Origin of the sequence: Chroococcidiopsis sp. CCNUC1 (genome assembly GCF_023546805.1) — a bacterium.
Classification (GTDB): domain Bacteria; phylum Cyanobacteriota; class Cyanobacteriia; order Cyanobacteriales; family Chroococcidiopsidaceae; genus Chroococcidiopsis; species Chroococcidiopsis thermalis.
This window is the reverse complement of record NZ_CP097480.1, coordinates 3,541,486-3,554,723: the sequence shown is the minus strand read 5'-3', so window position 1 is coordinate 3,554,723 and position 13,238 is coordinate 3,541,486. Positions and strand designations below refer to the sequence as shown.

At 42.4% G+C, this 13,238-nt stretch carries 13 protein-coding genes; 5 read left to right on the top strand and 8 right to left on the bottom strand.

From position 1 onward, the window contains the following. Nucleotides 1-72: 72 nt before the first annotated feature. The 4 genes from kdpC to kdpA are packed head-to-tail and all read right to left on the bottom strand — an operon-like array spanning nt 73 to nt 4,772. Nucleotides 73-675, bottom strand: coding sequence for a K(+)-transporting ATPase subunit C (gene kdpC, locus M5J74_RS16575; protein WP_106218050.1), 603 nt, complete (start codon nt 673-675; stop codon nt 73-75). Further along, nucleotides 675-935, bottom strand: a complete 261-nt coding sequence (locus M5J74_RS16570; RefSeq protein WP_106218051.1) for a potassium-transporting ATPase subunit F — start codon at nt 933-935, stop codon at nt 675-677. The genes kdpC and M5J74_RS16570 overlap by 1 nt, the downstream gene beginning before the upstream one ends. Nucleotides 936-951: 16 nt before the next feature. Further along, nucleotides 952-3,051 carry a potassium-transporting ATPase subunit KdpB gene (kdpB, locus tag M5J74_RS16565; protein ID WP_250012499.1) on the bottom strand — a complete coding sequence of 700 codons (2,100 nt, stop codon included), beginning with the start codon at nt 3,049-3,051 and terminating at the stop codon, nt 952-954. A gap of 41 nt (nt 3,052-3,092) precedes the next feature. After that, entirely contained in the window at nt 3,093-4,772 is a 1,680-nt protein-coding gene (kdpA, locus tag M5J74_RS16560; RefSeq protein WP_250012498.1) for a potassium-transporting ATPase subunit KdpA, read from the bottom strand. 519 nt (nt 4,773-5,291) lie between these two features. Here kdpA and M5J74_RS16555 point away from each other — a divergent pair. The 3 genes from M5J74_RS16555 (at nt 5,292) to M5J74_RS16545 (ending at nt 8,030) form a co-directional block, all read left to right on the top strand. Beyond that, the gene (locus tag M5J74_RS16555; protein ID WP_250012496.1) at nt 5,292-6,302 is read left to right on the top strand and encodes a sensor histidine kinase KdpD; all 1,011 of its coding nucleotides are present in this window, start codon (nt 5,292-5,294) and stop codon (nt 6,300-6,302) included. Nucleotides 6,303-6,304: 2 nt separating this feature from the next. Further along, nucleotides 6,305-6,976, top strand: a complete 672-nt coding sequence (locus tag M5J74_RS16550; protein ID WP_015155182.1) for a response regulator transcription factor — start codon at nt 6,305-6,307, stop codon at nt 6,974-6,976. A 118-nt stretch (nt 6,977-7,094) separates the two neighbouring features. Beyond that, entirely contained in the window at nt 7,095-8,030 is a 936-nt protein-coding gene (locus M5J74_RS16545) for a ParA family protein (RefSeq protein WP_015155181.1), read from the top strand. A 33-nt stretch (nt 8,031-8,063) separates the two neighbouring features. Here the strand turns inward: M5J74_RS16545 and M5J74_RS16540 are convergent, their stop codons facing one another. Then, complete coding sequence (locus M5J74_RS16540) at nt 8,064-8,321, bottom strand: hypothetical protein (RefSeq protein WP_015155180.1); 258 nt, start codon at nt 8,319-8,321, stop codon at nt 8,064-8,066. 307 nt (nt 8,322-8,628) lie between these two features. Here M5J74_RS16540 and bioF point away from each other — a divergent pair, with 307 nt between their 5' ends. Continuing rightward, nucleotides 8,629-9,813 carry an 8-amino-7-oxononanoate synthase gene (bioF, locus tag M5J74_RS16535; RefSeq protein WP_250012493.1) on the top strand — a complete coding sequence of 395 codons (1,185 nt, stop codon included), beginning with the start codon at nt 8,629-8,631 and terminating at the stop codon, nt 9,811-9,813. A gap of 47 nt (nt 9,814-9,860) precedes the next feature. Here the strand turns inward: bioF and M5J74_RS16530 are convergent, their stop codons facing one another. The 3 genes from M5J74_RS16530 to M5J74_RS16520 are packed head-to-tail and all read right to left on the bottom strand — an operon-like array spanning nt 9,861 to nt 10,874. Next, nucleotides 9,861-10,316 (bottom strand): GNAT family N-acetyltransferase, encoded by a 456-nt coding sequence (locus tag M5J74_RS16530; protein WP_015155178.1) that lies wholly within the window; start codon nt 10,314-10,316, stop codon nt 9,861-9,863. Continuing rightward, nucleotides 10,317-10,517 carry a hypothetical protein gene (locus M5J74_RS16525; RefSeq protein ID WP_015155177.1) on the bottom strand — a complete coding sequence of 67 codons (201 nt, stop codon included), beginning with the start codon at nt 10,515-10,517 and terminating at the stop codon, nt 10,317-10,319. Between the two features lie 48 nt (nt 10,518-10,565). After that, nucleotides 10,566-10,874 (bottom strand): hypothetical protein, encoded by a 309-nt coding sequence (locus M5J74_RS16520; protein ID WP_250012486.1) that lies wholly within the window; start codon nt 10,872-10,874, stop codon nt 10,566-10,568. Nucleotides 10,875-10,931: 57 nt separating this feature from the next. On the opposite strand from M5J74_RS16520, the gene M5J74_RS16515 reads away from it, so the two are divergent. Further along, complete coding sequence (locus M5J74_RS16515; protein WP_250012484.1) at nt 10,932-13,088, top strand: Tex family protein; 2,157 nt, start codon at nt 10,932-10,934, stop codon at nt 13,086-13,088. The last annotated feature ends 150 nt before the right edge of the window (nt 13,089-13,238 follow it).

Below are 13,238 nucleotides of genomic sequence, written 5' to 3'. Positions count from 1 at the left end.
GTCATTTGTCATTTGTCAGTAGTGAGAAGTTAGTAGTTGATAACTTTTGACTTTTAACTTTTGACTTTTGACTTACGACTTCCCCTTTGTGATTTCCAAAACATCTAATTCTTGATTTAGCTTTAATACATTAACTCCAGGTTCGCCAAATATTCCCAAGAATCTACCTTGAGTATGCTTATTTACAAAAGGTACAATTTCATCAGTTGAAAAATTCCGTGCTTTGGCAACTCTTACTAACTGTGCTTCTACTGCTTCTAATGTAATATGAGGATCTAAGCCAGAACCAGAGGTATAAACCAGATCGGCAGTGGGTTGAATACCGTTCTCTTGCAACTGTTTGGCTTGTGCTTCAATTCGTTTGAGTAATTCTGGATTGCTAGGAGCTAAATTACTCGCACCAGATACACCAGTGGATGCAGTTTCTGTGCTAGTACTATAGTCAACTGTACTAGGACGACTTTGAAAATATCTTTCAGATGTAAATGGTTGACCAATTAAAACCGAGCCTACAGGTTGATTTTCTAAATTTACTACTATGCTGCCATTAGCTTGACTTTGTAAAAATGGTAATTGTCCCACTAAGAGAATTAAACCGGGATAAATAACTGCTGTTAGTACCCACAGCGCCAGAGTTAGACGAATTCCTCGCAGAATTTCTCGAAATATAGACATTAGTATCGCTCCGGTCGAAATACGACATCAAATAAATAAATTACTAGTGCCAATGTTATGAAACCTAAAATTCCTAGTGCATAGGCTTGGGTTCGTTGCCATGTTTCATCTGTGGCTGCATATACTATTGGAGCGAGGATGGCGTTAAGGGATAGAACGAGGAAAATGACGAGGGGTAGTTTGGGACGGATACATAAATTGGTAGTTGGTAGTTGGTAGTTGGTAGTTGGTAATCGATTTAATTTTGTCTGTCGTTTCATTTCTTTGTACTCCTTGTCAGGCTAATCCCACTGCTGACACCAAAACATCAATTAACTTAATTGCAATAAATGGTGCAATTACCCCACCTAAACCATAAATTAGAATATTTCGCTGTAGCAACTGATTTGCTGATAGCGGACGAAACTTTACACCCTTCAAAGCTAGAGGGATTAGAGCCGGAATAATCAAAGCGTTGTAAATTAATGCTGATAATACAGCTGAGTTTGTGCTAGTTAATCCCATCAGATTCAAGCTTTGTAAATTAGCTGAAGCAAAAATGACGGGGATAATTGCAAAATACTTAGCGATATCATTGGCAATAGAAAAAGTTGTCAGCGCCCCACGGGTAATTAGCAGTTGTTTACCAATAGTCACGATGTCAATTAGCTTTGTCGGATCGGAATCTAAATCGACCATATTCGCTGCTTCTTTCGCCGCCTGAGTTCCCGAATTCATCGCAACTCCCACATTTGCCTGTGCTAATGCTGGCGCGTCATTCGTTCCGTCTCCTGTCATGGCAACAATTTTGCCTTGCGCTTGTTCTCGTTGAATTACCTCGATTTTGTCTTCGGGTGTGGCTTCGGCAATAAAGTCATCTACCCCAGCTTCTTGAGCAATTACACTAGCAGTAATGCGGTTATCTCCAGTTAACATGACTGTGCGTACACCCATGCGCCGCAACTGATCGAAGCGATCGCGTATGCCTGGTTTGACGATATCCTTGAGGTAAATTACGCCGTAAATTTCGCCATTAAGTGCAACTGCTAAGGGCGTACCACCTAATTGAGAAATGCGTTCGTAGGCTGTATCGAGTTCGGGGGTTTCACGTCCGTTACGGGAACGCACGAAACCTTTAATTGCCCCTACCGCACCCTTACGCACCTCACTCCCATCGGGTAAATTCGTCCCACTCATGCGGGTTTTAGCAGAAAATTCAATTCCTTCAGCAAGGTTGCGATCGAAGTCTACTGTTGCTCCCAATTTTTCTGCAAGGCGGACGATTGATTTTCCTTCCGGTGTATTGTCAAACAAGCTGGCTGCTAACGCCACTCGCGCAATGTCATTCATCGTATGACCGTTGACAGGCACAAACTCCTCTGCCAAACGGTTTCCTAACGTGATCGTACCTGTTTTGTCCAAAATGAGAGTGTTGACATCGCCGCAGGCTTCTACGGCGCGTCCAGAGGTGGCTATGACGTTAAATTGTGCCACCCGATCCATACCTGCAATTCCGATCGCGCTCAATAAACCGCCGATGGTAGTTGGGATGAGTGCGACTAATAAGGCAATTAAAATTGCGATACTGACGGGACTATTTACATAGCTAGCAATTGTTGGTAATGTCGCTACAACAAACAGAAACACCAACGTTAAAACTGCTAATAACACCGTTAAAGCAATTTCATTGGGAGTTTTAGCGCGTTCTGCCCCTTCTACCAGGGAAATCATGCGATCGATAAAGCCTTTACCAGGATCGGCTGTAATGCGGATACTGAGTTCGTCGGAGAGAATGCGCGTCCCACCCGTGACGGAACTAGCCACGTCCGAACCTGGTTCTTTCAATACGGGTGCGGATTCCCCCGTAATTGCCGATTCATCGACTGAAGCTACACCTGCTAACACTTCACCATCAGCGGGAATAATATCGCCAGCCACCACCTTAACCATATCGCCGCGATGCAGTTGGGTAGAAGAAATTTCTTGAATCGATCCATCGGGTAAAAGTTTTTTGGCGATCGTATCTGATTTTGTCGATCGCAAAGCATCGGCTTGCGCCTTGCCTCGTCCTTCTGCCACAGCTTCAGCAAAATTGGCAAATACTACAGTAAAGAATAAAATTAATGCGATTAACCCATTAAAAAATCTCAGGTTTTCGCCTTGAACTGGTCCAAATAAATAAGGGTCAAATATCATCAAGACGGTGATAATTGTTCCTACGTAAACCACAAACATGACGGGATTTTTTAACATCACTCGTGGCTTAAGCTTGACAAAAGATTCCTTAATTGCTCTTTTGTAAAGTCCTTGAGTGTTGACTTTTGGTGTATGTTTGCGATCGCCGCGAGGTCCTTGCGGTCTAGGACGTGGAGGTTTTGTAGAGGCTATAGAATTCATAGATGGGGGACAAGGGGGACAAGGGAGAAGTGTTAAACCAATTACCAATTACCAATTTGAAATCCTTCTGCGATCGGTCCTAAAGCTAGGACGGGGAAGAATGTGAGTACGCCAAGGATGAGAATTACACCAGCCGTAACGCCAGTAAATAGCAGCGTGTCAGTTCTCAAAGTGCCAGTTGTTTCTGGTACTGGTTGTTTGCGTGTCATGCTGTCGGCTAATAGCAACAAGGCAGTAATTGGTAAATAGCGTCCTGCTAATAAGCTGAAACAAGCACTTAAATTCCACCATAAAGTAGCATCCCCTAATCCTTCAAAACCGGAACCATTGTTAGCTGATGCTGAGGTATATTCGTAGACAACTTGAGAAATACCATGAAACCCAGGGTTGCTAATTCCTGCAAGCGTATCGGGAAAGGCAAGAGTAATCGCGCTAGGAATTAAAATCGCGATCGGGTGGACGAGTAAAATAACGCTAGCGAGAACGATTTCTCTTTTTTCAATTTTGCGTCCTAAAAATTCTGGGGTTCTACCTACCATTAAACCTGTGAGAAACACGGTCAAAATTAGGTAAACGAACAAATAAGCCGTTCCCGTTCCTTGACCACCCCAGACCATTTGCACGAACATATTAAATAGGGTGGAAAAGCCGCCATTTGGCATCAGAGAATCGTGCATTCCGTTGACTGCACCGCACATCGTTCCTGTAGTTAAAACTGCCCATAATGCTGTTTCTGCCCAACCAAATCTAACTTCTTTGCCTTCTAAGTTGGGACTATCACCAATTAAATTATTTACTAGAGGATTACCTTGGTATTCGCCTACTCCTGTCACCACAACTAGCGTGACAAAAATGATAAATACCATCCAAAACAGCAACCACCCTTGCTTTTTATTATTTGCAAAAATGCCGTATGTGATAATTAAAGCAGCGGGAATAGATACCATCGCTAGTATTTCTACTAAATTAGTAAAAGCATTTGGATTTTCAAATGGATGAGCGGAATTGATCCCAAAAAAGCCACCGCCATTTTCTCCCAGTTGCTTGATAATTTCAAAATGAGCAACCGGTCCTCTGGCAATAACTTGAGTTGCACCTTCTAAAGTTGTAACTGTAGCTGGTGCTGCTAAAGTTTCTGGAACGCCTGCCATGAGTAATGCGATCGCCCCAATTATGGAAATTGGCAGTAAAATTCGCGTAATCGATCGCACCAAATCGACATAGAAGTTTCCTAAAGGTCTACCTGTTAAACCGCGAATAAAGGCAATTCCTACAGATAATCCAGTGGCGGCTGAGGTAAACATCAGAAATCCTAAAGCTAGCATTTGACTAGCATAACTAAATGTTGTCTCGCCAGAATCATGCTGTTGATTGGTGTTAGTAACGAATGAGATGGTTGTGTGCAGTGCTAAGTCCCAACTGGGGGCTTGTAAGTTGGTCGGATTTAGGGGTAAGATTCCCTGCAACATGAAGATGAGGTAAACAAAAATGCCCATGACGATGTTGCTGTAAAGTATCGCCTGAGCATATTGCCATCCAGTCATATCACTCTTGGTAGGAATGTCACCTAAAGCGTAGATGACACGTTCTACAGGCTTCGCTACTGGATCGAGAAATGTTTTCTTTTCTAAGAAAACGGAGGCAATGTAGCTACTAAAAGAAGGGGTAATAGCTACCAAAATAATTAGTGTTATTGCGATTTGAAGAAATCCTTGCCACATATATATTTAAAATTGATATGTTTGATAGCAAAGTAGGTTTTATTTACCTTATGCTTGAGATTCTGCTGACTTCATCTTGTAGAGTAGGCTCACCACCTGCTAATATCAAGAGTTTTTTCTGTTCCAAACTATAGCAACATAATTATTTGAGCAGTCTGCTAAATATTTATGACTTGTAATAACTTAGCTGATGTTACTTAAATTCTACAATTGAGTTTAGATATAAGTTTTATATTGCTACTGTTTAGACAATGACAATAAAAATAGCAGCGATCGCATAGAGCAGACTATATATATAATTTATTCTCTTGCTATATCTGTCGGTATAGTTAGAACTAAACACTGACTAAACACTACCTCCAGTAGAAACAAACAGTAAGATATATCGGAGATTGCCTAGATTGTCTCGTTAAAGATGACAAAATAATAATTAAAGAATCGAACGAGGATAAGACCATCGCACTTCACAAAAACTTTAGCTGGAGTTCGCTGTGGCAAGTTATTAGCCTATTTGTAGTAGTGCTGATACTAGAGTTCGTGACTCCTGTAGATTATGTCTTTGGCTATCTTTACACGGGACCAATCCTAATTTCAGCTTCCCGCTTGGGTAGGAAAGCAACATTTTACACTACTCTTGCTGCTGTAGGACTGACAATTTTAAATTTATGGCTGCCTGGAGATGAGATTGCAAAAGCTTCAACGATCGCTAGTCGGATCATTGCCGCGATCGCTCTGATTGTGACAGGAATCTTGGGCGATCGCAACCATCAATACGAAATTGCGATCGCTTCTCAACAAGCCAAATTACGGTCTCAGGAACAGTTAGCTAGAGTGAGAGAAGATTTTGCCTCTACGCTTACCCACGACTTGAAAACTCCGCTACTCGGTGCGATTGAAACTCTCAAGGCTTGGGAACAAGGAAAATTTGGTACGGTTACGCCTACCCATTACAAGATTTTAGAAAAGATGATCCGTTCGCATCAGTCTACACTACAACTGGTGGAAACCTTGCTAGACGTTTATCGCAATGATACGGAAGGATTGCAATTACAACTAGCGCCTGTGGATTTAGTCACAATAGCGCAAGCAGCGATCGCCTCCTTGACAGATCTCGCTGCTTCGCGTCAAGTTTATATTAGTTTGGGGTACGGAGACTCAGATTTTCGTCGTGCCATGTGGGTTCAGGGTGACGCGCTGCAATTAGCGCGGGTGTTTACCAATCTCCTCACAAACGGAATTAATCATTCCCGTCGCGGTGGTAAGGTAGAAGTGGTATTTGAATCTCAGGCGGAATATTGTCTTGTCAAAGTTTTGGATAACGGTTTGGGAATTACTGACGCACAATTACCACATCTATTTGAACGATTTTATCAAGGACATAGCGATCGCCAAGCGAAAGGTTCGGGTTTGGGACTCTATCTAACACGGCAAATTATTTCCGCGCATGGCGGTACAATTTGGGCAGAGAATTGTTTGCCTCAAGGCGCGCTTTTCTGTTTTCGCTTACCAGCTTTGTCAGTTTATACATAAGAATGTCTCCTTCCTTACGGTTACTCCTGGTTGAAGATGACGAACTCTTTCGCCTTGGTTTAGAAGTCAAATTGCAACAAGAATCAGGTATAGAAATCGTTGCTGAAGCGGAGGATGGGGAAACAGCCGTAGAAATGGTACAGCGTCACGCCCTCGATGTGGTATTACTCGATGTAGGATTACCTGGAATTGGCGGTGTAGAGGCGTGTCGGCAAATTAAACAGCAAAATCCCCAGTTACCAGTTTTAGTCTTAACTTCTCATTCCCAAAAGTCTTTAATTGCGCGGTTGATTGCCGCAGGGGCGGCGGGTTATTGTTTGAAAGGGATTGCTGCCGAGACTTTGATTTTAGCAATTCGTTCGGTGGCTGCTGGTGCTTCTTGGTGGGATCGCACGGCAACTACAGAAATTCGCACTACATTCGAGCATAACCCAGATACGAGTGAGGCGATCGCAACTCCAGCAGAATCTAACCAACCGCTAACGCAACGAGAACAAGAAATTTTAGCTTTAATTGCGGCGGGTAAGTCTAACCAAGAAATTGCTTCTACCCTATACATTACTCCTGGTACGGTTAGGGTACACGTCCATACCATTATCCAGAAATTAGGAGTACGCGATCGCACCCAGGCGGCAGTGTTGGCAATTCAAAAGAAATGGATTGCAGGTGGGTAATGCTTAAATCACTAAATTTCATAAAGATATTCAAACAATTTTCTCCCATTTATGCAAGTGCAGCTAAGCTATTCGGAGATTCAAACCGACCAAGAGCTGTATAGCGAGGATGTCAAATATGACCTATACGATCGCCACTGCTAATATGAAAGGGGGTGTCGGCAAAACAACTCTCAGCGTTAATCTAGCCACGGCGCTAGCAAAAGAGCATGGTAAGCGAGTCTTGATTTTTGACTTAGATACCCAAATTAGCGCCACTCTCAGCTTGATGGCTCCCACAGAGTTTGCTAACTATAGAAAAAGAAAACGCACCCTCAAGAATTTTATCAACCAAATTATTCAGCCAAATCCACAAGCTAGAATTACCATCCAAGATGCAATTCATCGTTCGGTCTGTAATATTAATAACCTGGACTTATTGCCAGGAGATATTGAGTTATATGACGAATATATGGTAGCAGAAATGCTACATGAAAAAGCTTTTGAAGTCGATCGCTTAGACTTTGAAGTTGTCTGGAATCGGTTTGAGAGAACTTTGCTCAGACAGATTTTGCAGCCAATTATGTCTGACTACGATTGCATTATTTTTGATTGCGCTCCTGGCTACAATCTCATGACTCGTAGCGCCCTTGCTGCCAGCGATTTCTATATTTTACCAGCTAAGCCAGAACCGCTATCGATTGTAGGAATTCAGTTATTAGAAAGACGCATTGCCGAATTGAAAAAAAGCCATGAAGCCGAGGCTGTCATGGGAATTCAACTGATCGGTATCGTGTTTACAATGGCTGGTAACCTATTTACAGGTAGATACCAAAGGCAAGTCGTACAGCGAATCAATCAGGATTTTACCCCTGATAAAATCTTTAATACTCAAATTCCAATGGATGTCAACGTTGCTAAAGCAGTTGATAGTTTTATGCCCGTAGTTTTGAGCAATCCTCACTCTGCTGGAGCCAAAGCTTTTAGTCAGCTAACTCAGGAATTCGTTCAGAAGTTAAACGTAGCTCAAGAGCAAAAAACTCAGCCGATGAATCCTAGTTTTGCCACTATTTAAAATAGTCAGGTGCGTTAATAACGCACCCTCCGACTATCCTTTAGAAATTTTTCCTTCAAGAATCACTCTGTTAGCGATCGCAATTAATGTTTCTGCAACCTCATCGCGACTCATTAAGTTAACTAACCCAATAATTGAACCAGATAAACAGCTATTATCAATAACAACATTTAAGCCTGAGTGTTCGCCAATCAACCGCTGTACTAATTCAGCTTTATCTTCTAGTGGCAAACTTTCTGCAAGAGGCAGAACTTCATCTAATGTACGTTTAATGTTACCGTTTGAAGCCACAACGCACCTTTTGTTTTCTAAGTGAAAATTGAATATGAGATCATCCTAGAATGAGGCTGATTTTTATTTAACCGCAAATTCACTGGTTTATTCTGCACTTGTGCAGCTGTCTCCGCATTCCTACTTAGATGTTACTAGGTATTTGTTGGTATATTCTCAGGTGAGAAGATGCGATCGCCTATTCTAAAAGGTATATCGGTAAGGTTACTGAATTGCTGAGATGAAACACGTAACCTGTAGTAGGGGCGCACACCTGTGCGCCCCTACAAGTATCATGCTGTATAGAATATTTACGTTCTCATCCCCCATGTCAAAAGATCCTTATGCTTGGATAGAACAATCTTTAGCAACCATCCACAAAGCCGATTGGTATCGTGCCGTACAGACAATTGACAGCCGCCCTGGTGCTATTATCCAAATGGAAGGGCGATCGCTGATTAATTTTGCTAGTAACGACTACTTAGGGTTAGCAGGCGATGAAAGACTAATTCAAGCAGCTATAACGGCTACGCAGATATACGGTGCGGGAAGTACGGGTTCTCGTTTACTTAGCGGACATCGAGAATTGCATCGAGAATTGGAACGAGCGATCGCAATTCTAAAACAAACTGAAGATGCTGTAGTTTTCAGTTCGGGATATTTGGCAAATTTGGGTACAATTGCGGCTTTAGTTGGCAAACGAGATCTAATTCTTTCAGACCAATACAATCATTCTTGCTTAAAAAATGGAGCGATTCTCAGCGGTGCAACAATTGTTGAGTATCCCCATAACGATATTTTATTTTTAAAAACCCGGTTAGAACAACGCGATCGCTACCGTCGTTGTTTAATTATGACTGATAGCGTCTTTAGTATGGATGGAGATTTATGCCCGTTACCAGAATTAATAGATTTAGCAGCTCAATTTAACTGTATGCTATTAATTGATGAGGCTCACGCTACCGGAGTTTTTGGTAAAACTGGGGCTGGTTGCGTCGAACATTTCAATCTTACTAGTAGCCCGTTAATTCAAGTTGGCACGCTGAGCAAAGCCTTGGGAAGTTTAGGCGGTTACGTCGCAGGTTCAGCCGCTTTAATTGATTTTCTACGCAACCGTGCGGCTAGTTGGATTTATACCACAGCTCTTTCTCCTGCCGATACTGCGGCTGCGATCGCGGCAATTTCTATTGTACGAGAAGAACCAGAACGCAGACAGCAACTTTGGCAAAATATTAATTATTTAAAACATTTAATGACTCAAGAATTACCGCAATTAAAATTATTACCTTCTGAGTCGCCAATTTTGTGCTTGCAATTAGCAGATGCAGCCACGGCTTTAAAATTTGGTTCAAATTTGAAAGAGTCGGGAATTTTTGCGCCAGCAATTCGTCCCCCTACCGTACCGACAAGTAGAATAAGATTTTCTGTGATGGCGACTCATGAATTGAGTCAGATTGAGCAATTAGTAGAAATTTTGTGTCAGCTTAATTCTCAGGTGCATTTCAAGATATAGTTTTGTGTCGCGCAAAGACGCAAAGACACAAAGAAGAAGATTTTAAATTACAAATCCTTTGTCATAAACACACTGTTTGGATCTTCTTTATATTTAGAAAAAGGCGCACAGTTCTTAAAGCCGTATTTCGCATATAAATTGCGTGCTGGCTCAAAAAAAGGCATCGATCCAGTTTCTAAACTTATACGCCGATAACCTCGTAGCTTCGCTTCGTTCAAGATATGCTGAAGTAGCATTGATGCAACACCTTTCCCTCTATATGAGGTTGTTGTACGCATCGACTTAATTTCAGCATGGCTTGCATCTAATTCTTTCATTGCACCACAGCCTATTAAGCAACTACTATCCCAAATCGTCCAAAATGTAATTTGTGGTTTTCTCAACCCTGCCAAATCTAGAGCATGTTTACTTTCAGGAGGCGAAACGGACTTCATTTCTCTGATATGTTCTTCCAAAAACTCAGCAATTTCAGAGCCAGAAAGATCGTCAATCTTTATTTCCATTTATATTTCCATTTGTCTCCTTTTCTGCTGCTGTCGCGTCCGATAAGCGGATGATGGACTATTGCGAATATCTGCTTCTGCACTTGCGATCGCGCGATCGAGTAACTCATTCAACTCGTCAAACTGACGACAAACTTCCTTTAACTTCTCAACAGATCGCTTTCTGGTTTCTGGATCGGGTATTCTAGGTTGGTTACTCATGGCAAATTCCAGTTCCTTTTGACATCCATAATACTTGCTGCTGCTGAATCAACGTAGGCTTGTGTCTGCTCTATCGATTGCTCCAGTGAATAAATTTAGCGTAGCTGAACTAGCTACTGGTTGAGCCTCTGCCACTCTTAACAAAAGAGTGTAGAGTCGAGTGTAAGCAGATGTCGATCTCTCCCTAATACTTTGGAGTTCTTCTAGTTCTGGTCTTGTTTCCTCCACTTCTCCAAACCGCTCAAAGATGGCTGCATCTGTAGCTGTAGCTTCGTCGATGCGTTCTAGCAGTCGTCGTTGCAAGCTAAAGATAGTAGAAAATGTTTCATCGGGTAATTTCGCCACTTCGCTCACCATTGCACTTTTGAATCATATGGCATATTACCTTTAAGAGAGACTGCATAAACTGACTCGATGGTAAACATTCCCCAACTACTAGCTCAAGAACTAAATCTCAAACCCTTCCAGGTGCAAAGCGCACTCGAACTGATGGCGGAGGGTGCAACAATTCCATTTATCGCTCGTTACCGCAAAGAACGCACGGGGGAGATGAACGAAACCCAACTGCGGGAACTAGCTGAGAGACACGCCTACCTCACAGAACTAGAAGAAAGAAAAGCAGCGATTTTAAGCGCGATCGCCTCTCTTGGTAAACTGACAGAGGAACTACAGGCAAAAATCACCGCCTGCTTGCAGAAAACTGAATTAGAAGATTTATACCTTCCCTATCGCCCCAAACGCCGCACCCGCGCTACGGCGGCGCGAGAAAAGGGATTAGAACCACTCGCCGAGTGGATTAAATCTCTCAATGTCAAAAACGCCCCTATCGTACCTTTAGAATCAGAAGCAGTAAAATATATTTCTGAGGAAAAGGGAGTTAAGTCAAAGGAGGAAGCGCTTAAAGGTGCAGCTGATATCTTGGCAGAGGAAATTGCTGAAAAAGCCGAATTACGCGCTTACATCCGCGAATATCTACTCAACGAAGGGGTGTTTGTCTCGCGCGTCAAGGACGATTACCCCGAAGGTACGACAAAATTTGAAATGTACCGCAACTATCAAATTCGAGTTGAAGATATCGCACCGCACAATCTACTCGCGCTATATCGCGGTGAAGCCGAAGGAATCTTGGATTTCGATCTCAGTTTTGATGAAGGGGTGGTATTGTCCTATCTAGAATCGCAGGAAATTCGCACGAAGAACCCCAGTTTGAGGAAATTCTACCACGATTTACTCAAAGATGGATGGACGCGATTGATGAAAGAGTCATTAATTAGTGCCGTCCGTAATGAGAAAAAAAGCTTTGCCGATGTTGAATCAATTAAAACTTTTGAAGCAAATTTACGCGATTTATTGTTATCCAGTCCAGCCGGAATGCGTCCGACACTGGCGATCGATCCTGGGTTTAGGACGGGATGTAAGGTAGCCGTACTATCGCAAACAGGGCAATTTTTAGCATATCAAGCAATTTTTCCCCACCAATCAGCAGCAGCCCGATCGCAAGCAGCACAAACTGTTAAGCAATTGTTGGAAAAATACCGCATTGAGTTAATTGCGATCGGTAACGGTACGGCAGGACGAGAGACGGATGAATTTATTTCAGAAGTCTTGCAGACGGTGGAACGCAAACCAATTAAAGTGATGGTCAATGAATCGGGCGCATCGATCTATTCTGCCAGTCAAGTTGCGATCGCGGAATTTCCCGAACTTGATATTACCGTGCGCGGTGCAATTAGTATTGGCAGACGCTTGCAAGATCCGCTAGCAGAATTAGTTAAAATCGATCCCAAATCAATTGGTGTGGGACAATATCAGCATGATGTAGACCAAAAACTTTTGAAGCAAAAGCTAGAGGAAACCGTAGAAAGTTGCGTGAACTACGTAGGCGTAGACCTTAATACTGCTTCTCAGGAGTTACTGGGTTATGTATCTGGAATTACGACAACAATTGCCAATAACATTGTTGCCTATCGGAATGAAAACGGTGTATTTAAAAACCGTCGTCAGTTACTCAAGGTAGCCAAATTAGGACCAAAAGCCTTCGAGCAAGCTGCCGGATTTTTACGGATTCGAGGTGGAGAAAATCCTTTAGATAATACAGCCGTTCACCCGGAAAGTTATAAAATTGTGGAGGCGATCGCTAACGACTTAAACGTATCATTAACTCAAATTTCTCAAGTTGCATCTAAGCTCAAAGGAACGAATCTGAAAAAATACGTGACTGAAACTGTAGGCGAACCAACATTAAGAGACATTATCGGCGAATTAGAAAAACCCGGCAGAGATCCTAGAGCTGAATTTAAATATGCTACATTTCGAGAGGATATCAAAGAAATCTCCGATCTCAAATCGGGCATGGAATTAGAAGGAATCGTCACTAACGTAGCCAACTTTGGCGCGTTTGTGGATATTGGCGTACACCAAGATGGTTTAGTTCATATTTCTCAACTAGCCGATCGCTTTGTGGACGATCCGAAAAAGTTTGTCAAGGTTGGACAAATTGTCAAAGTGCGTGTATTAGAAATTGACGTGCAGAGAAAACGAATTGGGTTGTCAATGAAGTTAAATAAATAAAACGTAGGGGCGGGTTTACCAACAATCTTTATCTTCTCACGAGGAGATCGATAAACCCGCCCTACCAAGACCCAGTAATTCCCACATATTGTATTAAATTTGCGATCGCAGCAACATTTATCAAAATGCGTCAATTTTTACAGATCTGCT